The 20,351-nt window shown below is 75.0% G+C and carries 18 protein-coding genes and 2 tRNA genes; 6 read left to right on the forward strand and 14 right to left on the reverse strand.

Translation table 11 applies throughout. The annotated features are described in order from the left end of the window. Positions 1-12 precede the first annotated feature (12 nt). Both IEY37_RS00300 and IEY37_RS00305 read right to left on the reverse strand, forming a co-directional pair. Positions 13-1,167: an acyl-CoA dehydrogenase family protein gene (locus IEY37_RS00300; RefSeq protein WP_188939547.1), complete on the reverse strand. Its 1,155-nt coding sequence runs from the start codon at positions 1,165-1,167 to the stop codon at positions 13-15. A 76-nt stretch (positions 1,168-1,243) separates the two neighbouring features. Further along, on the reverse strand, positions 1,244-1,519 hold the full coding sequence (locus tag IEY37_RS00305) for a hypothetical protein (RefSeq protein WP_188939548.1): 276 nt from the start codon (positions 1,517-1,519) through the stop codon (positions 1,244-1,246). A gap of 141 nt (positions 1,520-1,660) precedes the next feature. Here IEY37_RS00305 and IEY37_RS00310 point away from each other — a divergent pair, with 141 nt between their 5' ends. Continuing rightward, on the forward strand, positions 1,661-2,668 hold the full coding sequence (locus tag IEY37_RS00310; RefSeq protein ID WP_188939549.1) for a nicotinate-nucleotide--dimethylbenzimidazole phosphoribosyltransferase: 1,008 nt from the start codon (positions 1,661-1,663) through the stop codon (positions 2,666-2,668). Positions 2,669-2,702: 34 nt separating this feature from the next. Here IEY37_RS00310 and IEY37_RS00315 read toward each other — a convergent pair whose 3' ends face one another. From IEY37_RS00315 to IEY37_RS00325, 3 genes are all read right to left on the reverse strand, one after another. Continuing rightward, the gene (locus IEY37_RS00315; protein WP_229673463.1) at positions 2,703-5,138 is read right to left on the reverse strand and encodes a molybdopterin-dependent oxidoreductase; all 2,436 of its coding nucleotides are present in this window, start codon (positions 5,136-5,138) and stop codon (positions 2,703-2,705) included. Continuing rightward, entirely contained in the window at positions 5,135-5,809 is a 675-nt protein-coding gene (locus IEY37_RS00320) for a uracil-DNA glycosylase (protein ID WP_188939550.1), read from the reverse strand. The genes IEY37_RS00315 and IEY37_RS00320 overlap by 4 nt, the downstream gene beginning before the upstream one ends. Positions 5,810-5,923: 114 nt before the next feature. Then, positions 5,924-6,910, reverse strand: coding sequence for a thiamine-phosphate kinase (locus tag IEY37_RS00325; protein WP_188939551.1), 987 nt, complete (start codon positions 6,908-6,910; stop codon positions 5,924-5,926). Positions 6,911-7,154: 244 nt separating this feature from the next. Here IEY37_RS00325 and IEY37_RS00330 point away from each other — a divergent pair, with 244 nt between their 5' ends. Further along, positions 7,155-7,388: an Lrp/AsnC ligand binding domain-containing protein gene (locus IEY37_RS00330; RefSeq protein ID WP_188939552.1), complete on the forward strand. Its 234-nt coding sequence runs from the start codon at positions 7,155-7,157 to the stop codon at positions 7,386-7,388. Between the two features lie 79 nt (positions 7,389-7,467). After that, the gene (locus tag IEY37_RS00335; RefSeq protein WP_188939553.1) at positions 7,468-7,971 is read left to right on the forward strand and encodes a DUF3515 domain-containing protein; all 504 of its coding nucleotides are present in this window, start codon (positions 7,468-7,470) and stop codon (positions 7,969-7,971) included. Between the two features lie 48 nt (positions 7,972-8,019). Here IEY37_RS00335 and IEY37_RS00340 read toward each other — a convergent pair whose 3' ends face one another. The 3 genes from IEY37_RS00340 to IEY37_RS00350 form a co-directional block, all read right to left on the reverse strand. Continuing rightward, a complete protein-coding gene (locus IEY37_RS00340; RefSeq protein ID WP_188939554.1) occupies positions 8,020-9,096 on the reverse strand; it encodes a D-alanine--D-alanine ligase family protein in 1,077 nt (358 codons plus the stop codon). Positions 9,097-9,178: 82 nt separating this feature from the next. Beyond that, on the reverse strand, positions 9,179-10,216 hold the full coding sequence (locus tag IEY37_RS00345) for an NAD(P)H-dependent glycerol-3-phosphate dehydrogenase (RefSeq protein ID WP_229673464.1): 1,038 nt from the start codon (positions 10,214-10,216) through the stop codon (positions 9,179-9,181). Continuing rightward, on the reverse strand, positions 10,213-11,013 hold the full coding sequence (locus tag IEY37_RS00350; protein WP_188939555.1) for a lysophospholipid acyltransferase family protein: 801 nt from the start codon (positions 11,011-11,013) through the stop codon (positions 10,213-10,215). The genes IEY37_RS00345 and IEY37_RS00350 overlap by 4 nt, the downstream gene beginning before the upstream one ends. Before the next feature lie 168 nt (positions 11,014-11,181). Here IEY37_RS00350 and IEY37_RS00355 point away from each other — a divergent pair, with 168 nt between their 5' ends. Beyond that, positions 11,182-13,470: an RNA degradosome polyphosphate kinase gene (locus IEY37_RS00355; RefSeq protein WP_373298230.1), complete on the forward strand. Its 2,289-nt coding sequence runs from the start codon at positions 11,182-11,184 to the stop codon at positions 13,468-13,470. After that, the gene (locus tag IEY37_RS00360; RefSeq protein WP_229673466.1) at positions 13,460-14,410 is read left to right on the forward strand and encodes an NUDIX hydrolase; all 951 of its coding nucleotides are present in this window, start codon (positions 13,460-13,462) and stop codon (positions 14,408-14,410) included. The genes IEY37_RS00355 and IEY37_RS00360 overlap by 11 nt, the downstream gene beginning before the upstream one ends. Before the next feature lie 83 nt (positions 14,411-14,493). Here IEY37_RS00360 and IEY37_RS22430 read toward each other — a convergent pair whose 3' ends face one another. From IEY37_RS22430 to leuC, 3 genes are all read right to left on the reverse strand, one after another. Then, entirely contained in the window at positions 14,494-15,177 is a 684-nt protein-coding gene (locus IEY37_RS22430; protein WP_464495626.1) for an HU family DNA-binding protein, read from the reverse strand. 276 nt (positions 15,178-15,453) lie between these two features. Continuing rightward, entirely contained in the window at positions 15,454-16,047 is a 594-nt protein-coding gene (leuD, locus tag IEY37_RS00370) for a 3-isopropylmalate dehydratase small subunit (protein ID WP_188939557.1), read from the reverse strand. Between the two features lie 47 nt (positions 16,048-16,094). Beyond that, entirely contained in the window at positions 16,095-17,513 is a 1,419-nt protein-coding gene (gene leuC, locus IEY37_RS00375) for a 3-isopropylmalate dehydratase large subunit (protein ID WP_188939558.1), read from the reverse strand. A 76-nt stretch (positions 17,514-17,589) separates the two neighbouring features. Between leuC and IEY37_RS00380 the strand changes: the two genes are divergently transcribed. Beyond that, a complete protein-coding gene (locus tag IEY37_RS00380) occupies positions 17,590-18,291 on the forward strand; it encodes an IclR family transcriptional regulator (protein WP_188939559.1) in 702 nt (233 codons plus the stop codon). A 164-nt stretch (positions 18,292-18,455) separates the two neighbouring features. Here the strand turns inward: IEY37_RS00380 and IEY37_RS00385 are convergent. From IEY37_RS00385 to gltX, 3 genes are all read right to left on the reverse strand, one after another. After that, positions 18,456-18,531, reverse strand: a tRNA-Glu gene (locus IEY37_RS00385). Positions 18,532-18,609: 78 nt separating this feature from the next. Further along, positions 18,610-18,681, reverse strand: a tRNA-Gln gene (locus IEY37_RS00390). A 92-nt stretch (positions 18,682-18,773) separates the two neighbouring features. Then, positions 18,774-20,318, reverse strand: coding sequence for a glutamate--tRNA ligase (gene gltX, locus IEY37_RS00395; RefSeq protein WP_188939560.1), 1,545 nt, complete (start codon positions 20,316-20,318; stop codon positions 18,774-18,776). Between the last annotated feature and the right edge of the window lie 33 nt (positions 20,319-20,351).

The following is a 20,351-nucleotide window of genomic DNA, read 5'->3' on the forward strand; positions in this document are numbered from 1 at the left end:
GGTCAGGTCGGGTCAGTACGAGCGCGGCAGGCCCAGCGAGTGCTGCGCGACGTAGTTCAGGATCATCTCGCTGCTCACCGGCGCGATCCGCAGCAGCCGGGCCATGCCCCACATCGGGAGCAGGCCGAAGTCCGCGGACAGCCCGTTCCCGCCGTGGGCCTGGATCGCCGCGTCGACCGCGTGGCCGGCCGCCTCCGCGGCGGCGAACTTGGCCATGTTGGCCGCCTCGCCGGCGGGCCGGCCGGCGTCGTGCAGCCAGGCGGCGCGCGCGGTCGCCACGGCGGCCACCTCGACCTCGACCTTGGCCCGCGCCAGCGGGTGCGCCACCGCCTGGTGGGCGCCCGTCGGCACGCCCCACACCGACCGGTCGCTGACGTACCGGGCGGCGGCGGACAGCACGAACCGGCCGATCCCGACGGCGATCGCAGCGGCGGTGATCCGCTCGGGGTTCAGGCCGTCGAACAGCGGACCCAGGTCGTTGGGCGCCCCCACCACCGCCGACGCCGGCACCCGCACCCGATCGAAGTGCACGGTGAACTGCCGGTCCGGGATCTGCGCGGCGACGTCGATCGCGGTCCAGGACAGGCCCGGGGTGTCCGTCGGCACCAGGAAGAGCGTCAGCCGGCCGCGGCCGGTGTCCGCGTCGACGCCGGTCCTGGCCACGGTGAGCACCGCCGCCGACTGGTCGATGCCCGAGATGTAGTACTTGCCACCGGTGATCACGTAGTCGGCGCCGTCCCGCTCCGCGGTGGTGCTGATCCGGTGCGAGTTCGAGCCGGCGTCGGGCTCGGTGATGGCGAAGGACAGCTTGACCGACCCGTCGGCCAACCGCGGCAGCCATTCCTGGCGCTGCTCGGCGGAGCCGTGCCGGCGCAGCACCTCGACGCCGATGGCGCTGGAGACCAGCAGGAGCAGCAGCGGGCAGCCCGCCGCGGCGGACTCGGTCGCCACCAGGGCCAGCTCCTGCATGCCGGCGCCGCCGCCGCCGTACTCCTCCGGGACGTTGATCCCGATGCAGCCGGCCTTGCCCAGGTCGGACCACAGGCCGTCCTCCGGTGCGGCGCGACGGGCGTGGTCGGCGTACTCCGCGGGGCCGTGGGCGGCGGTGATGTCCCGCACCAGCTCCCGGAGCTGGCGGTGTTCCGGCGATTCGTCGAAGTCCGGCATGGGTCCGCTCCTCGTCGTCGAGTGTGCGCACCCAGGATGCTCCGGTGAACCGCGGTTCACAAACCGCGGGCGAGGCTCACAGCTCGGCGGGAGCCTCCTCCGGGCCCGGGGCGTCCGGCGCCAGGTACATGGGCCCGTAGACGGTGCTCTCGCCGTCGGTCAGCGACACCGTCGAGACGCCCTGCTCCTCCAACTCGGCGAAGTGCTCGCGCAGCCAGTCCTCGGCTGACGTCTGGTCGGCGAAGGCCACCGGCGCCGGGCCGATGACGATGCCCGCCTCGTCGGCCAGGATCCACTGCCACGCTCCGGCGTCCGGTTCCAGCGGGGCCGCGGAGAGGTCGTCCTGCGTCATGGTGTCTCCGTCCTGGTCCCGGTCGGGCCGCACCGTGGCGTCCGGTGGCCGCCGGTCGACCGACGGTAGCGTGACCGGCGACCCGCGGCGGCCATCCGCGCCCGCCGTGTCGCCGGCCCGCCGGCAGAACAGGAGCCGTCCGTGCCCAGCGACACCCCGGCGATCCCCGACGTCCCGTTCGTCGACCTGTCCACCCCGGCGCGGCAGGAGCTGGGCGTCCTCGGGCCGTTGCGCACCCTGCTCGCCGCGTGCGCGGACGGTGGGGACGGGGTTCTGCGGTCGCCGCGGCTGGTGGTGTTCGCCGCCGACCACGGCGTCGCGGAGCTGGGCGTCTCGGCGTACCCGGCGGCGGAGACCGCCGCCCGGGTCGCCGACCTGGCGGCCGGCCGGGGCCCGGTCGTCGCCTCCGCCGGGGCCGCCGGCGTCGCCACGCGCCTCGTCGACCTGACCGGCTCCCCCAGCGGGCGCATCGACCGCGAGGACGCCCTGACGGACCGGCAACTGGTGGACGCCGTCGACGCCGGCATCGCCGCCGCCGACCGCGAGATCGACGACGGCGCCGACCTGCTCGTGGGCGGGGTCTGCAGCGTCGCGGTGAGCACCCCGGCCGCCGCGCTCGTCGCGGCCGTCACCGGCATGGAACCGGTGGACGTGACCTCCCGCGGTTCCGGCGTCGGCGACGCCGCCTGGATCCGCAAGGTCCGGGTGGTCCGGGACGCGCTGCACCGGGCGACGTCGGAGGCGACGGACGCCGTGGGGCTGCTGCGCATCGCCGGCGGCGCGGACCTGGCAGCCTTCGCCGGTTTCGTCGCACAGGCCGCCGCCCGCCGCACCCCGGTGCTGGTCGACGACGTCGTCGGCACCCTCGGCGCCGTGCTGGCCAACCGGATGGCGCCCGGCTCGGAGCTGTACGTGGTGGCCACCTCGCTGGCCCCGGAGCGGGCCCACCGCCGGCTGCTGGACGTGCTCGGCCGGGACCCGCTGACCAGCTGGCAGCTCGGCCTGGGCAGCGGGCTCGGCGCGGTGCTGCTGGTGCCGGCGATCCGCGCCGCGATGGCCGCGGAGGCGGCGACCGAGGCGCTCGCCGCCGACCCCGGCCGGGGCCGGACGGCGGACGCCGTCGAGCGCTGGGACCCGGAACTGCTCTGAGCCGGCTCGGACCGCCGCGCCGGCCGTCCCCGGATCAGTCCCCGGCGCCGTGCGGTGCCGCGTCCCCGGCCCGGGGCTCGACCAGCGGCATGCCGTCGAAGGCGGTGACCGGTGGCAGCGGGCCGTCCCAGCGCTCCAGCTCGACCAGGCAGGTGTGCGCGCTGGGGCCCTGGGCCAGTCGCGACGTGCCGTGGTCGCGGGTCAGCACGTTGGGGTTGCCGTGCACGTCCAGGCCGCCGGGCCGCACCGGGTCGTACCAGGCGCCGGTGGACAGCCGCACGACGCCGGGACGGATGTCGGCGGACACCACCGCGCCGGCCAGGCACTCGCCGCGCGCGTTCCAGAGCCGCACCACGTCGCCGTCGGCGATACCGCGCGCGGCGGCGTCCACCGGGTGCACTGTCACCGGCTCCCGGCCGGCGACCTTGCCGGCCCGCGAGTGGGCACCGTTGTCGAACTGCGAGTGCAGTCGCCGCTCCGGCTGTCCGGACACCAGGGCGAGCGGGAAGCGGTGCGCCAGCGCGCCTCCCAGCCACTCGGCCGGCTCGAGCCAGGTCGGGTGTCCCGGGCAGTCGTCGTAGCCCATGCCGTCGATGGTCTCCGAGAACAGCTCCAGCCGGCCCGACGGCGTGGCGATCGGGTGGGCCTCCGGATCCCGGCGCAGGGCCGCGTACGGCGGCTCGGGCCGGTCCAGGTCCGGCAGCGGGACGCCGCCCCTGCGCACCAGTTCCGGCCAGTCGGGCAGGGTCACGCCGAGCCGGCCGGCGCGGTCCACGGTGCGCCGGTACAGCTCCTGCACCCACTCGTCGGCCGAGCGGCCCTCGGTGAACCGGTCGCGGATCCCGAGGGGACCGGCGATCGCGGCGAGGATGTCGTAGTCGGTCCTGGCGTCGCCCGGCGGCGGCGCCGCCGCCGTCATGACCGACAGGTACGGGTCCTCCCGGCCGGCGGCGAAGTCGGTGCGCTCGGTGAAAGCGGCGGCCGGCAACACGATGTCGGCGTGCCGGGCGAGCGCGTTCGCGACATGCTCGTGCACCACGACGGTGTCCGGTCGCTGCCAGGCGTCGGCGAGCCGATTGAGGTCCTGGTGGTGGTGGAACGGGTTGCCGCCCACCCAGTAGACGAGCCGGATGTCCGGGTAGGTGTACCGGCCACCGTCGTAGTCGAACTCCGCACCGGGGCGCAGCAGCAGGTCGGCGATCCGGGCGACCGGGATGAAGTCGGAGACCGGGTCGACGCCCTGCGGCAACGCGGCCACCGGGACCCGGGACAGCCGCATGCCGTTGCGGTGCAGGGCGCCGAGCCCGCAGCCGAACCCGCCGCCGGGCCGGCCCATCGAGCCGGAGACGGCGGCCAGCGCCAGCGCCGCCCACGGCGCCTGCTCGCCATGGTCCGCGCGCTGCACCGACAACGACGCCGAGATCACCGTCCGCTCGGTGGCGATCCGGTGCGCCAGGGACCGGAGCACCCCGGCGTCCAGGCCGCTGATCCCGGCGGCCCACTCGGCACTCCGGACCACGCCGTCGGTCTCGCCGCGCAAATAGGCCAGGAACCGGTCGGCGCCGACGCAGCAGCGCTCGAGGAAGTCGCGATCGTGCAGTCCGGCCTCGACGATGGTGTGCGACAGGCCCAGCAGGACGGCCACGTCCGTGCCGGGCCGAGCGGGGAGCCAGGTGGCGTCGAGGAAGTCGGCGGCGTCGGTGCGCAGCGGCGACACCGACACGACATCGACGCCGGCGGCGCGCAGCCGGCGCTGCGCCCCGGGAGACGAGTGGATCCCGAGCCCGCCGTCGTTGACCTGGCTGTTGCGCAGGGCCATGCCGCCGACGGCGACGACGAGGCTGCCGTGCTCGGCGATCTCGTCGAATATCGGGGTGGAGTCCATGGCGGTCTGCCACCCGCCGGCGACCCGCCGCAGCAGCACGGTGACCGCGGCCGACGAGTAGGTGTCGACCGACCGGGTGTAGCCGCCGGCGAGGTTGAGGAAGCGGTGGATCTGCGACTGCGGGTGGTGGAACCTGCCGGCGGATCCCCAGCCGTAGGACCCGCCGAACACGGCACGGTTGCCGTGCCGCTCGCGCACCCGGCGGATCTCGCCGGCCACCAGTGACGCCGCGGTGTCCCAGTCGACGGGCACGTAGCGGTCGTCGCCGCGCCGGGGGCGGCCGTCGACGCCCGCGGGGCCGGGGCCGTGCTCCAGCCAGCCGCCACGGACCAGCGGGCGGGTGAGCCGGGCCGGCGACGTCAGCGCCGACGCGACGTTGCCGCCGATCGGGCTCGGATCCGGATCGCCGGGATGGGGGTCGAGCGCGACGACGCGGCCGTGCTCGGCGCGGACGAGGTAGCTGCCCCAGTGGGTGACCGTCGGGACCCCGGGCCCGACATCCGGCACCGTCGGGACACCGGGCCCGACATCCGGCACCGTCGGGACACCGGGCCCGACATCCGGCACCGTGGTCGCGTCGGTCACGACAGCGACCAGTCGACCGGCGCGGCGCCCTGCTCGGCCAGCAGTGCGTTGACCCGGGAGAACGGCCGCGAGCCGAAGAAGCCGCGGTCGGCGGACATCGGTGACGGGTGGGCGCTGGCGACGACCGGGATGCCCGCCAGCGCCGGCGTCAGCGACTGCGCGTCCCGGCCCCACAGCACGGCCACCAGCGGGCCGCCGCGCTCGACCAGGGCGGCGATGGCGCGGTCGGTCACCCTCTCCCAGCCCTTGCCGCGGTGGCTGGCCGGGGCGCCGGGCGCGACGGTGAGCACCCTGTTCAGCAGCAGCACCCCGGACCGGGTCCACCCGGTCAGGTCGCCGTGCTCGGGCGGCGCGACCCCGAGGTCGGCGGCGAGCTCGCGGTAGATGTTGGCCAGCGACCGCGGCAGCGGCCGGACCTGCCGGGCCACCGAGAACGACAGACCCACGGCGTGGCCCGGCGTCGGGTACGGGTCCTGCCCGACCACCAGCACCCGGACGTCGGCCAGCGGCGCGCGGAACGCGCGCAGCACGTCCGGTCCGGCCGGCAGGTAGCTGCGCCCGGCGGCGATCTCGGTGCGCAGGAAGTCACCCATGGCCTCGATGTCGCGTTCCACCGGGGCCAGCGCCTGCGCCCAGCCGGGGTCGACGATCTCGCTCAGCGGACGGCGCACGGGGCCGACGCTACCGGGCCGCCGGAGCCGCGCCGGCCAGCCCGGGCGGTCGACGGGAGCGGCCGGCCGGACCGGTCCGCCGGACCCGTCCGCGTGCACCGTCCGCCGGGGCGGTCAGCCGAAGTGGTCCCAGCCGCCGGCGCCTTCGCGCACCGCACCGTCCACGGTGACCACGGGGCCGAGGTCCCCCGGTACGCCGACGCTGCCGATCGCCTCCCAGCCCGGCGGCAGGGTCGCGCCGTGCGGGAACGTCGCGGCCAGCGCGTGGTCGTCCCCCCCGGTGAGCACCCAGTCGAGCGGGTCCCGGCCCAGGGCGGCGGCGACCTCGACCAGCCGGGGGTGCACCTGCAGCGACGCGGAGCGGATGTTGATCGCCACCCCGGAGGCGTGCGCGACGTGGCCGAGGTCGGCCAGCAGGCCGTCGGAGACGTCGACCATCGAGGTGGCACCGGACGCCGCCGCGACCGGCCCGGCGGCCAGCGGCGGCTCGGGCACCCGGTAGGCGTTGACCAGGGCGGCGGGCGAGCGGAACCCCCGGGACAGCACGGTCAGCCCGGCGGCCGCCCAGCCGAGCCGGCCGGTGACGGCCACGACGTCGCCGGCCCGGGCACCGGACCGTCGGACCGGCCGCACCCCGCGCAGGTCGCCGATCACCGTGACGGCCAGGCTCAGCGCGTCGGCGCGGGTCAGGTCGCCGCCGACCAGCGCGGCCCCGGCCTCGGCGGCCGCCGCCGACAGGCCCCGGCCGAGTTCGAGCATCCGCTCAGCCGGCAGCGAGGGGGGCGCGGCGACGGCGACGACCAGCCCGGTGGGCACAGCGCCCATCGCGGCGATGTCCGACATGGCGGCCAGGGCGGCACGCCGCCCGATCTGCTCGTGCCCGGCCCAGTCGGAGCGGAAGTGCACGCCGTCGACGAGCATGTCGACGCTGATCACCACGCGACCGTCGGGCGTCGTGACGACGGCCGCGTCGTCACCCGGGCCGAGCTCGACGGACCCGGTCATGGTGGTCCCGGCGGTGATCCGGTCGATGACGGCGAACTCGCCGAGCTCGCCGATGGAGCCCTCCGGTCGGTCGGTGGCCGGTGGGGTGTTGGACACGACGGGACTACCTCCAGGTCGAACGGGCACCCGGTGCGAGCCCCGGGCCGCGCCCCATGGTGCCGGACGTCCCCGTCGTCCCCGGACCGCCTCCCGCCGCGCAGCCGGCCGGCGGCCGGCACCGGACGGATAGGCTGCGGGCCGAGGACGGGCGCCGCGCCGGCCGGCGGGGCGGCCGTACCGCCCGGCCGCGACGGGGGGCAGCCCGTCCGGACGGCCCGGGGACGACGACGAGGAGCACGCCGTGGTGCAGGCATTCATCCTGATCCAGACCGAGGTGGGTCAGGCGGCCGCGGTCGCGTCGGCGATCGCCGACATCCCGGGGGTCACCAGCGCCGAGGACGTCACCGGCCCCTACGACGTCATCGTCCGGGCCGAGGCGAACACGGTCGACGAGCTGGGCAAGCTGGTGGTCGCCCGGGTGCAGGGCGTGTCCGGGATCACCCGGACGCTCACCTGCCCGGTCGTGCACCTCTGAGGGGTCCGCGCTGACCGGCCCCCGCGCCACGGATCCCGACCCCCGCCCGGACGTCGAACGCCGGGCGCTGCGGCGGCGGATGTCGCTGGCCCTGGTCCTGACGGTGGTGGTGATCGCCCTGGTGGCCGTGCTGGCCGGCCGGGCCGAGCGGCACCCGGTGAGCGGCCCGCTGGCCATCCCGCTCGTCGACCAGCCGGCCGCGGCCACGGCCTCCTGCCGCACGCTCGACGACGCGCTGTCCGACGACCTGGCGGGGCTGGCACGGCGCCAGCTCGTCGGGCAGACCGAGGGCGTGGCGGCGTGGGGGGACCCCGCCGTGGTGCTGCGCTGCGGCGTCACCGATCCCCGGGAGCTGACGTGCAGCGCGGCCCTGGTGGACGTCTCCAGGGTGCAGTGGCTGCAGCTGTCCGACATCGGGCAGACGACGTACCTGGCCGTCGACCGGCCGGTGCGTATCGCGCTGACGTTGCCCGACGGCACCGGCACCGGGGCGATCCAGGAGATCTCCGCCGTGGTGGACCAGGTGCTGCCGGCCCGGTCCGTCTGCGACGGCCACGGCTCGGTCGTCCCGGCCCGGGGCTGATCGCACGCCGGGCCGGCCGCCGCCACCGGAGGGGGCGACGACCCGAGGTCAGCGCAGGCCGGTGCCGCGGGCGAGCGCCGTCTCGATCAGCACGGTCAGCAGCTGCGGGTACTCGAGGCCGCCGGCCTGCCACATCCGCGGGAACATCGAGATCGGGGTGAAGCCGGGCATCGTGTTCACCTCGTTGATCACCGGCCGGCCCTCCGGGGTGACGAAGAAGTCCACCCGCGCCAGGCCCTGCGCGTCGATCGACCGGAACGCCCGGACGGCCAGCTCGCGGATCTCGTCCGCCGTGTCCCCGGGCAGGTCGGCCGGGATGTCGAAGGTGGCCACGTCGTCCAGGTACTTGGCGTTGAAGTCGTAGTAGTCGTAGTCGGCCGGCAGGTGGATCTCCGCGGTCGGGCTCGCCTCGACCCGGCCGTCCGGGAACTCCAGGACGCCGCACTCGATCTCGCGGCCCGGCACGGCCTTCTCCACCAGCACCTTGGGGTCGGCGTCCCGGGCCACCGCCACGGCGCGGGCGAGGTCCGACCAGCTGTCGACGCGGGTCACGCCCAGCGACGAGCCGGCCCGGGCCGGCTTGACGAACACCGGCAGGCCCAGCCGATCCCGCTCGGCCGTGGTGACGGTGTCGCGGTCCCGGGGCACGACCACGTGGTCGCCGACCGGCAACCCGTCCGCCGCCAGGATCTTCTTGGTGAACGCCTTGTCCATGCCGACGGCGGACGCCAGCACGCCGGGACCGACGTACGGCAGCCCGGCGAGCTCGAGCATGCCCTGGATGGTGCCGTCCTCGCCGAACGGCCCGTGCAGCACGGGGAAGACCACGTCCACGGTCTCGCTGCCGCCGGCCGGCCCGTCCAGTGCGAGCAGCGCCCGGCTGGAGTCGGTGCGCAGTACCAGCGGCGCGCCGTCGCGGACCGCCGGCAGCGGGCGCGCGGACGGCTCGAGCACCGCGGCCGGGTCGACGCGCAGCCAGCAGCCGTCCGGCGTGATCCCGACCGGCACCGCCTCGAACCGGTCCGGGTCCAGGTGCGCCAGCACGCTGCGCGCCGACAGGTACGACACGGCGTGCTCGCCACTGCGACCGCCGAACACCACGGCCACCCGGATCCGCTCGCCCATGGGCGTCACCCTACGGTCGCCGGTCGGCCGGACCGGCCACCCGCCCGCGACACCACCGGCCCGGGCGCGCCGCGGTGACGGGTCACTCCCGGGAGTGCGGCCGGTCCATCAGGAAGCGGATCATCCCGGGCGGCGGCAGATGCCGGTAGCAGACCCGGAAGACCGCCTCGGTGATCGGCATGTCGATGCCGTGCCGGTGCGCCAGGTCGCGCACCGACCGGCAGCTGACCACGCCCTCGGCCACCTGGCCGCCCATGGCGGCGAGCGCGGCGTCCAGCTCCTCCCCTGCCGCCAGCCGCGCACCCAGGGTCCGGTTCCGGGACAGCGGGGACGAGCAGGTGGCCACCAGGTCGCCCAACCCGGCCAGACCGGCGAACGTCTCGGCGCTGGCGCCGAGCGCCACGCCCAGCCGGGTGAGTTCGGCCAGCCCGCGGGTGATCAGCGAGGCCACCGTGTTCAGCCCGAGACCGAGCCCGTCGGCGAGACCGCACGCCACCGCGACGATGTTCTTGCCGGTGCCGGCGATCTCGGCACCGACGACGTCGGTGATGGTGTACGGACGGAAGTACGGCGTGGCGCACGCGGCCTGCACCGCGACGGCACGGTCGTGGTCGGTGCAGGCCAGCACGGACGCCGTCGGATGGTCCGCGGCGATCTCCTTGGCCAGGTTCGGCCCGGTGAGCACCACGATCCGCGACGCCGCGACTCGGCCGACGGACCCGATCAGCTCGCTCATCCGCAGGTCGGTGCCGATCTCGACGCCCTTGGCCAGCGACACCACCGGCACGCCCGGCGGCAGCACCTCCCGGAACAGCACCAGGTTCTCGCGCAGTGACTGGCTCGGCACGGCCAGCGCGACGGCGTCGACACCGTCCAGCACCGCGTCCAGGTCCGCGGAGGCGTGCAGCGTCGCCGGCAGGTGCACGCCGGGCAGGTAGTCAGGGTTGACGTGGTCAGCGTCGATCGACCGGGCCAGCCGGTCCCGCCGCGCCCAGATCGTCACGTCCCGCCCGGCGTCGGCGAGCACCTTGCCGAACGTCGTCCCCCACGACCCGGCACCCAGGACGGCGAACCGCTGCAGCGGGGCCGTCCCGGATCCGGTCGTCGACGCCACGGTCACCGGCCCGCCGGCGGCTCCGCCTGCCGGGCCGCCGCCTGCTGCCGCTCCACCTTCTTGGGGTCGAAGAACGCGGTCGGTGGTTCCTCGCCGCGCAACTCGCCCACCAGGTCGCGGACCGCCGTCATGATCAGCATCGAGACGTCCCGGACCGCCCGGGCGTCCACCGGCCGGCCCCGCCACTGCGACAGGTCCAGCGGGGGTCCGACCAGGACGTGCACGTCCTTGCGCGGCAGCGGCCGGAACCGGCCGCGGCGGGAACCGTCGCCGCCGTAGGACCGGAACACCTCGTGCGTGCCCCAGTGCGCCATGGGGACCACCGGGAAGTCGCCGGACAGCGCCAGCGCGGCAACCCCCGGCCGCGGCCGCATGGGCCACAGGTCCGGGTCGCGGGTGATCGTGCCCTCGGGGTAGATCAGCACGACACCGCCGTCGGCGAGCGCCCTGATGGCCGCGTCGAGTCCGGCCTGCCCGGCGCCGCCGCCGCGCTCGACGGGGATCTGCCGGGTGCCGCGGACCGCCCGGCCCACCACCGGCAGCTTCCACAGCGAGGCCTTGGCCATGATCCGCGGCAGCCGGCCGGTGCGGCGGATCAGCACGGCGTCGTACATCGGGTCCAGGTGCGAGATGTGGTTCCCCACCACCAGGACCGGCCCGGGCACCGCGATGTGCTGCTGCCCGGCGTAGCGCCCGCGGCCCAGCAGCCGGGTGAGCGGGAAGAGCACCAGCTCGCAGAACCGGATCCAGAAGTTGCCCGGCTCGTACACCGGACCGTGCCGCCACCCGCCACGCCGCACCATGTGTGCCTCCGCACCGTGGGCGCCGCCAGGACGCCGCTCGCCGCACCGCTCGAAGCGTCGAGCAAACCACACCGGCGGTCCCGCCAGGGCCCACGCCGGTCCCGGGCGCCGGCGCCGCCCGGCCGGGCCCCGGGCGCGCCTTGGTCCCGGTCGCGGCAGGGGGCGACAATGTCGCTCGTGACAGCCACCGATCAGCCGGCCGCCCAGGTCACCGCCGTCGATCCCCGCACCGGCGTGCCGGGCCAGGACGCCCCGCGCCCCGAGGGGGACGGCCGGCCGCCCTCGGTGGAACCGTTCCACTCCCCCGACACCGAGGTCTTCGAGCGCTTCCGCGAGGACAACGCCCGGGAGCTGGCCGGCGGGGAGCCGCTCCCGGTCGACCGCTTCCTCAACCGCGAGCTGTCGTGGCTGGACTTCAACGAGCGGGTGCTGGCGCTCGCCGAGGACGCCGGGGAACCGCTGCTGGAACGGGCCAAGTTCCTGGCGATCTTCGCCTCGAACCTCGACGAGTTCTACATGGTCCGCGTCGCCGGCCTCAAACGCCGCCAGGAGATGGGTCTCTCGGTGACGAGCGCGGACGGGCTGACCCCCGGGGAGCAGCTGGCGCTCATCGCCGCCCGCACCCGGGAGCTGGTCGAGCGGCAGGGCCGGTGCTTCACCGACGACGTGCTGCCCCGGCTGGTGCAGGCGGGAATCCGCATCGTGCACTGGGACTCGATCGAGGCGGCCGACCGGGACCGGCTCGCCGAGTTCTTCACCGCGCAGATCTTCCCGGTGCTGACGCCGCTGGCCGTGGACCCGGCCCACCCGTTCCCCTACATCTCCGGGTTGAGCCTGAACCTGGCGATCATCGTCCGCGACCCCCAGTCCGGCGCCGAGCGCTTCGCGCGGGTCAAGGTGCCCAACAACGTCGACCGGTTCATCCGGGTGCGTCGCGGTGTCGACGACTTCCTGCCCATCGAGGACCTCATCGCCGCGCACCTGGCGGAGCTGTTCCCCGGCATGGAGGTCATCGAGCACCAGACCTTCCGGGTCACCCGCAACGCCGACCTCGAGGTCGAGGAGGACCGCGACGAGGACCTGCTGCAGGCCCTGGAGCGGGAACTGGCCCGGCGCCGCTTCGGACCGCCGGTCCGGCTGGAGGTCACCGACACCACCAGCGAGCGGGTGCTCGACCTGCTGCTGGGCGAGCTCGACGTCGACCCGGTGGACGCCGTCGAGGTTCCGGGACTGCTGGACCTGTCGAGCCTCTGGCAGCTCCACGGGTTGAACCGGCCGACGCTCAAGGACGCTCCGTTCGTCCCCGCGACGAACCCGGCGTTCGCCGAGGGCGAGACACCCAAGAGCATCTTCGCCCGGCTGCGCGACGGCGACGTGCTGGTGCACCACCCCTACGAGTCGTTCGCCACCACGGTGCAGCGGTTCATCGAGCAGGCCGCCGCCGACCCCCACGTGCTGGCGATCAAGCAGACGCTCTACCGCACCTCCGGCGACTCGCCCATCGTGGACGCGTTGATCTCCGCCGCGGCCGCCGGCAAGCAGGTCGTGGCCCTGGTGGAGATCAAGGCCAGGTTCGACGAGCAGGCCAACATCTCGTGGGCCAAGGCCTTGGAGCGCGCGGGCGTGCACGTCGTCTACGGCCTCGTCGGTCTCAAGACCCACTGCAAGGTGGCCCTGGTGGTGCGGCAGGAGGGCCCGACGATCCGCCGCTACTGCCATGTCGGCACGGGCAACTACAACCCCAAGACGGCGCGCATCTACGAGGACCTCGGGCTGCTGTCCGCCGACCCGGATCTCGGCGCCGACCTGACCGACCTGTTCAACGTGCTGACCGGCTACTCCCGGCAGACCGAGTACCGGAACCTGCTGGTGGCGCCGCACTCCATCCGGACCGGGATCGTCGCCCGGATCGAACGCGAGATCGAGCACCAGCGCGCGGGTCGCCGCGGCGAGGTGCGGCTGAAGATGAACTCGATGGTCGACGAGCAGGTCATCGACGCCCTCTACCGGGCCTCGCGCGCCGGGGTGACCGTGGACATCACCGTGCGGGGCATCTGCGCCCTGCGGGCGGGCGTGCCGGGCCTGTCCGAGAACATCACGGTGCGCTCGATCGTCGGCCGGTTCCTGGAGCACTCGCGGATCTTCTACTTCCGCAACGGCGCGGCCGACAGCCCCACCGGCGGGCTGTCGGGCGCGTCGGGCGACGGCCCCGCCGAGTTCTGGATCGGCAGCGCGGACATGATGCACCGCAACCTCGATCGCCGGGTCGAGGCGCTGGTGCGGGTGACGGCGCGCGAGGCCACCACCCGCCTGGCCGGCCTGCTGTCCGCGGTCGCGGCGCCGGAGACCCGCTGCTGGGTGCTGGGTCCGCAGGGCTGGACGCGCTCGCCGGCCTCCGGGCCGGGCCGTGACCTGCAGGAGGAGCTCCTGCGCCGGGGAACCCCCGGTGCCGAGTGACTCCGGCGCCATCCAGGCCGCGGGCGGCCTGCTGTGGCGTCCGTCCCGCAAGCACGGCGTCCGGGTCGCGCTGGTCCGCCGCCCCCGCTACCGCGACTGGTCGCTGCCCAAGGGCAAGGCCGCGCCCGGCGAGACGCCGGCCGTCACCGCCGCGCGGGAGGTGCAGGAGGAGACCGGGTTCCGGCCGGCGCTCGGTCGCCGGCTGACCACGGTGTCGTACACCACCGGCGGGCGTCCCAAGACGGTGCACTACTTCTCGGCCCGCGCCGCCGGTGGCAGCTGGACCGCGAACCGCGAGGTGGACCGGCTGGAGTGGCTGTCGCCGGCGCAGGCCCGGCACCGGATGAGCTACGACTTCGACCGCGCGGTCCTGGACACGTTCCTGCTGCAGCCGGCCGACCTGGTGCACGTGGTGCTGGTGCGGCACGCGCGGGCCGGCAGCCGGGAGTCCTACGACGGGGACGACCTGCACCGGCCGCTGGACGCCAAGGGCCGCAAGCAGGCCGACGCCCTGATCACCGAGATCCTGCCGTTCGCACCGACCCGGACGGTCACCGCACCGCCGGAGCGGTGCCGCGCCACCGTCCTGCCGCTCGCCGACCGGCTCGGACTGCCGCTGGAGGAGGAGCCGCTGCTGGGCGAGGACGCCTACCGCGACGACCCGGCCGCGTCCCGCCGGCGGCTGGTGGAGCTGGCCGTGGGACGCAGCCGCGCTGCCGGGGGCGCGGTGCGCCGGGCGGATCACGGCGCCACGGACGAGGTGCGGTGCGTCGTGGCGTGCAGCCAGGGCGGCGTGATCCCCGGCGTGGTCCGGTCACTGGCCGGCCGGGCCGACGTGACCGTTCCGAAGGTGTCGACACCCAAGGCGTCGTTCTGGGTGCTCAGCTTCGACGACACCCAGCTGGTGCAGGCCGATCCCTACCCGGCGCCGGTGGTCTGACCCGCGCTCCCGGTCCGGCCGCCCGGTGCGCGGCGACCCCGGTGCCTTGCGCACCGGGGTCGCCGCGCACCGGGCGCGGGACGTCACTTCTTCTTGCTGGCGGCCTTGGTCGTGGTGCTCTTCCCGGCCGACGCGCGCGGCGCGCGGGTCGAGGCCGCCGTCTTCGGCTCGGCGGCGGCCTTGGTCGCCGTGCTGCGGGTCCGCGTGGTCTTGGGCTCCGCGGCGGCGGCCTTGGTGCCGGAGGCGGCGCGGGTCGACTTCGCCGCCGTGGTGGTCGCGGACTTGGGCTCGGCGGTGGACTTGGCGGCGGCGGTGGACCGCGCCCGCGTGGTCTTCGGCGCGGTGGTCGTGGCGGCAGGCGCGGCGGCCGGTGCCGCCGAGGCGGCCGCGGCCGTGCTGCGGCGGGTGCGGGGCGTCGTGGCGGCGGCCTTCGCGGCGGCGGCCGAGGCGCGCGCGCTCGTCGGCTTGCCGGTGGGCTTGGGCATCTTCACCGCGCCGCTGATGACGTCCTTGAACCACTTGCCCGGGCGGAAGGCCGGCACGGTGGTCTTCTTGACCTTGACCGACTCGCCGGTGCGCGGGTTGCGGGCGGTGCGCGCGGCCCGGACCCGCTTCTCGAAGACGCCGAAGCCGGAGATCGAGACGTTCTCGCCCTTGTGCACCTCGCGCTGCACCAGGTCGATGAAGCCCTCGACGGCGATCTGGGCGGCCTTCTTGTCGCCGTTGAGCCGTTCGGCGAGTTGGTTGATCAGGTCGGTCTTGTTCACGGTTTCCTCCGGGCGGTTCCGGCCCCGCGTCGATACCGGGCCGACTGACCGCACACGGTAGGCCTGATCGGCGCGCGGCGCCACCATACCGCCAGGTCGATGACCTGTGCTGTCAACGGTTCTCGACCCCCGACCGGCGCCCCCGGACGGCTCCCGAGAACCCGGGCGGGATGTCGCCCGACGCCCGGCCGGGCCACGGGATCAATTGCCCAGCAGTCGGTCTCGGTCCCGCCGGCGATCCCCGCGAGGCCGGCGCCGGCCGCCGCGGCCGGCCGGTCAGACCGCCGTGGTCACCGGCAGGAACCGGGGCCGCGCGGCCTCGAATTCGTCGATCCGGTCGGCATGTCGCAAGGTCAACGAGATGTCGTCCAGGCCCTCGAGCAGCCGCCAGCGCACGTACGGGTCGACGTCGAAGAACAGCACGTGGGCGCCCGCGGTGACCGTCTGGGCCGCCAGGTCGACCGTCAGCTCCAGGCCGGGGTTGTTCTCGAGCAGCTTCCAGAGCAGCTCGACGCCGTCCTCGTCGACCTGCGCGGCGAGAAGACCGCCCTTCGCCGAGTTCCCGCGGAAGATGTCGGCGAACCGCGGCGAGATGACGACCCGGATCCCGTAGTCCATCAGGGCCCAGACGGCGTGCTCCCGGGACGATCCGGTGCCGAAGTCGGGTCCGGCGACGAGCACGGAACCCCCCTGGAACGCCGGCTGGTTGAGCACGAACGTCGGGTCGCCGCGCCAGGCGGCGAACAGGCCGTCCTCGAAGCCGGTCCGGGTGATCCGCTTGAGGTACACCGCGGGGATGATCTGGTCGGTGTCGACGTTGCTGCGGCGCAGCGGGATCCCGACTCCGGTGTGCGAGCTGAACGCTTCCATGACGGTCCGTTCCTCGAAGGTGCGGTGGGTGGTCCGGGCGGCGGCGGTCAGGCGGGGACCGGGGCCGGGTCCAGGTCGGCCGGCGAGGACAGCGTGCCGCGCAGTGCCGTCGCGGCCGCGACGGCGGGCGAGACCAGGTGCGTGCGCCCGCCCTTGCCCTGCCGGCCCTCGAAGTTGCGGTTCGAGGTGGACGCGCTGCGCTCCCCCGGCGCGAGCTGGTCGGGGTTCATGCCCAGGCACATCGAGCAGCCGGCGCTGCGCCACTCCGCCCCGGCGTCGACGAAGACCCGGTCCAGCCCCTCGGCCTCGGCCTGCTCCTTGACCCGCATCGAGCCCGGGACCACGAGCATCCGCAGCCCGGGGTCGATCCGGCGCCCGCGCAGGATGTCCGCGGCCACCCGCAGGTCCTCGATGCGCCCGTTGGTGCAGGACCCGAGGAACACGGTGTCGACCCGGATGTCACGCAGCGGCGTGCCGGCGTCCAGACCCATGTACTCCAACGCCCGCTCCGCCGCGATGCGGGCGTTGTCGTCGGCGATGGCGGCCGGGTCCGGCACCCGCTCCGAGAGCGGCAGGCCCTGGCCGGGGTTCGTGCCCCAGGTGACGAACGGCGTCAGGGTGGCGGCGTCCAGGTAGACCTCGGCGTCGAAGACCGCGTCGTCGTCGGTCACCAGCGACGACCAGTACTCGACGGCGGCGTCCCAGTCCGCGCCCTGCGGGGCGTGCGGCCGGCCCTGGATGTAGTCGAACGTCGTGCGGTCCGGAGCGATCATGCCGGCCCGGGCGCCCGCCTCGATCGACATGTTGGCGACCGTCATCCGCGCCTCCATGGACAGCGCGCGGATCGCCGAGCCGCGGTACTCCAGCACGTACCCCTGGCCGCCGCCGGTGCCGATGCGGGCGATGACCGCCAGGATGATGTCCTTGGCCGACACCCCCTGCGGCAGTTCGCCCTCGACGGTGATGGCCATGGTCTTGAACGGCTTGAGCGGCAGGGTCTGGGTCGCCAGCACGTGCTCGACCTCGCTGGTGCCGATGCCGAAGGCCAACGCGCCGAAGGCACCGTGCGTCGAGGTGTGCGAGTCGCCGCAGACGATCGTCATGCCCGGCTGCGTGATGCCCAGCTGCGGGCCGACGACGTGCACGATGCCCTGCTCGCGGTCGCCCATCGGGAACAGCCGGACGCCGAACTCGGCGCAGTTGGTGCGCAGCGTCTCGACCTGCAGGCGCGAGACCTGGTCCGCGATCGGGCCGCGGATGTCGACCGTCGGCACGTTGTGGTCCTCGGTGGCCAGCGTCAGGTCCGGCCGGCGCACCGGCCGCCCGGCCAGCCGCAGCCCCTCGAAGGCCTGCGGGCTGGTCACCTCGTGCACCAGGTGCAGGTCGATGTAGAGCAGGTCGGGCTCGCCCTCCGCCCGGCGGACGACATGCGCGTCCCACACCTTCTCCGCGAGAGTGCGCCCCATTGCTGGCCTTTCTGCCGTCCCGCCGCACCGGAAACCTCGGTGGACATCTCAACATGCGGGATTCTAGTATCGCTGCATGGGACAGTCTAGCGGTATCGGCGTCCTGGACAAGTCGGTCCAGGTGCTGCGCGCAGCGGCCGCGGCGCCGTCCGGGCTGGCCGAGCTCTGTGCCGCCACGGGGCTGCCCAGGGCGACGGCACACCGGCTCGCGGTGGGTCTGGAGATCCACGGCATGCTCGAGCGGGACGGCCAGGGACGCTGGCGGCCCGGGCCCCTGCTGCAGTCGCTCGCCGCCGGATCGCCCGACCCCCTGGTGCTGGCCGCCGCGGAGGTGCTGCCCCGGCTGCGCGACCGCACCGGCGAGAGCGTCCAGCTCTACCGCCCGGACGGGCTGGTCCGGGTGTGCGTGGCCACCGCCGAGCCGTCGTCCGGGCTCCGGGACACGGTGCCGCTGGGTACCCGGCTGCCGATGACGGCCGGGTCCGGCGCCAAGGTGCTGCTGGCCTGGGCGCCCCCGGCGACCGTGCGCGCCGTCCTGCCGGACGCCTCCTTCACCGAGCGCGCACTGGCGGAGGTCCGCCGTCGCGGCTGGGCGCAGTCGGTGGCCGAGCGCGAGGCGGGCGTCGCCTCGGTGTCCGCTCCGGTGCGGGACCCGGCGGGCACCGTGGTGGCCGCCGTCTCGGTCTCCGGACCGGTCGAGCGCATCGGTCGCCGCCCCGGCGAGCGCTGGGCCGGCGACCTGCTGGACGCGGCCGCGGCGCTGACCGCCCGGCTCTGACCCGGACCTCCCGGATGGGGGTGCCGGCCCGGTGCCCGCATCTCGGCACCGCGCCGGCCCGGTCCCCGCGGTGCCGGCCCGGCACGACCGCGCGGGTGCGGGGAGCCGGCACACGGTCCCGGAACGCCGGCAGGCCCCCTCCCGTCCGGGAGGGGGCCTGCCTGTGGTAGCCCCGAAGGGATTCGAACCCTCGCTACCGCCGTGAGAGGGCGGCGTCCTAGGCCGCTAGACGACGGGGCCCTAGGTGTCCTGACCGCCGAGTCACCTCGACGGACCGGACCACCGGCCGCGGACCAGGGATCCGTGCACCGGTGTTCGCTGGGGTACTAGGACTCGAACCTAGAATGACGGAATCAGAATCCGTAGTGTTGCCAATTACACCATACCCCAAGGGCCTCGGGTGGATCCGTGACCGGACCTGCCCGCGGCACCGAGAAACCATCGTACAGGTTCCGCAGGGCCGCGCCGACCGCGCCCGCGTCTCAGCCGGCCGCCGGCACCCCGCTCCGGGCCACCACCAGCCCGGCCCGCAGCCGCTGCAGCGTCCGCTCGCGGCCCAGCAGCTCCAGCGACTCGTAGAGCGGCGGCGACACCGTGCGGCCCGTGGCGGCGACCCGGACCGGCGCGAAGGCCAGCCGGGGCTTGAGACCCAGCCCGTCCACCAGGGCGCCCTTGAGCGCCTCCTCGAGCGCGCCCGCCGTCCAGCCGTCCAGCCCGGCCACCGCGTCCACCGCCGCCTGCAGCGCGGGCACCGCGGCCGCGGTGAGCGTCTTCGCGGCAGCGGCCGGGTCGAGCGCGAAGGCGTCGTCGGCCACCAAGAGGAAGTCCAGCATCGCGGCCGCCTCGGACAGCAGCGCGCAGCGCGGCTGCACCAGCGGCGCTGCCGCCGCCACCACGGCCTGGGCCGGCGCGTCGAGCTGCCGCCCGCGGTCCGCCAGGTAGCGGGCCAGTCGCTGTGCGAAGTCCTGCGGGTCGAGCAGCCGCAGGTGGCTGCCGTTGATCGCCTCGGCCTTCTTGCGGTCGAACCGCGCCGGGTTGCCCGAGATGCCGGTGCCGTCGAACGCCGCCACCAGCTCGGCCGGCGTGAACACGTCGCGGTCGTCGGCGATCGACCAGCCCAGCAGGGCCAGGTAGTTGACCATCCCCTCGGTCACGAAGCCGTCGTCGGCGTACTGGAACAGGTTGGACTGCGGGTCCCGCTTGGACAGCTTGCGGTTGCCCTCGCCGGTGACGAACGGCAGGTGGCCGAACACCGGTGTGCGGCCCGGGGTCCCGATCCCGATGTCCGAGAGCGCCGCGTAGAGCGCGATCTGCCGCGGCGTCGACGGCAGCAGGTCCTCGCCGCGCAGCACGTGGGTGATCCCCATCAGGGCGTCGTCCACCGGGTTCACCAGGGTGTAGAGCGGCTCGCCGTTCCCGCGCACCAGCACCGGGTCCGGGACGGAGCCGGCCGGGAACACCACCGGGCCGCGCACCAGGTCGTCGAACCCGATGTCGCCGTCGGGCATCCGCAGCCGGAGCACCGGCGCCCGGCCCTGCTCCCGGGCGCTCCGGACCAGCTCCGGATCCGGGGTCCGGTCGTGGTTGTCGTAGCCGAGCTTGGGGTCCCGGCCGGCCGCCAGGTGGCGGGCGGTCACGTCGTCCGGGGAGGACCACGACTCGTACAGGTGACCGGCCTCGAGCAGCCGCCGCGCGACGTCGGCGTAGATGTCGCGGCGCAGGCTCTGCCGGTACGGGCCGTGCGGGCCGCCGACCTCGGGACCCTCGTCCCAGTCCAGACCCAACCAGCGCATGGCGCGCAGCAGGGCCTGGTACGACTCCTCGGAGTCGCGGGCGGCGTCGGTGTCCTCGATGCGGAAGACCAGCGTGCCGCCCCAGTGCCGCGCGAACGCCCAGTTGAACAGGGCCGTGCGGGCCAGCCCGACGTGCGGCGTCCCGGTGGGCGACGGGCAGAAGCGGGTACGGACGGGGCCCGGGATCCCGGGCGCGCCCGGTGCGGACGGAGCGGCGGATGTCGGTGCTGTCATGGCCGGGTCAGCCTATCGGCGCGGCCCGCACCG

Source organism: Nakamurella endophytica, assembly GCF_014646215.1.
GTDB classification, from domain to species: Bacteria; Actinomycetota; Actinomycetes; order Mycobacteriales; family Nakamurellaceae; genus Nakamurella; species Nakamurella endophytica.

Coding starts and splice junctions, on each gene's coding strand:
- IEY37_RS00300 (WP_188939547.1), bottom strand. CDS start 1,167: ATGCCGGACTTCGACGAATCGCCGGAACACCGCCAGCTCCGGGAGCTG.
- IEY37_RS00305 (WP_188939548.1), bottom strand. CDS start 1,519: ATGACGCAGGACGACCTCTCCGCGGCCCCGCTGGAACCGGACGCCGGA.
- IEY37_RS00335 (WP_188939553.1), top strand. CDS start 7,468: ATGTCGCTGGCCCTGGTCCTGACGGTGGTGGTGATCGCCCTGGTGGCC.
- IEY37_RS00340 (WP_188939554.1), bottom strand. CDS start 9,096: ATGGGCGAGCGGATCCGGGTGGCCGTGGTGTTCGGCGGTCGCAGTGGC.
- IEY37_RS00350 (WP_188939555.1), bottom strand. CDS start 11,013: ATGGTGCGGCGTGGCGGGTGGCGGCACGGTCCGGTGTACGAGCCGGGC.
- IEY37_RS00355 (WP_373298230.1), top strand. CDS start 11,182: ATGTCGCTCGTGACAGCCACCGATCAGCCGGCCGCCCAGGTCACCGCC.
- leuD (WP_188939557.1), bottom strand. CDS start 16,047: ATGGAAGCGTTCAGCTCGCACACCGGAGTCGGGATCCCGCTGCGCCGC.
- leuC (WP_188939558.1), bottom strand. CDS start 17,513: ATGGGGCGCACTCTCGCGGAGAAGGTGTGGGACGCGCATGTCGTCCGC.
- IEY37_RS00380 (WP_188939559.1), top strand. CDS start 17,590: ATGGGACAGTCTAGCGGTATCGGCGTCCTGGACAAGTCGGTCCAGGTG.
- gltX (WP_188939560.1), bottom strand. CDS start 20,318: ATGACAGCACCGACATCCGCCGCTCCGTCCGCACCGGGCGCGCCCGGG.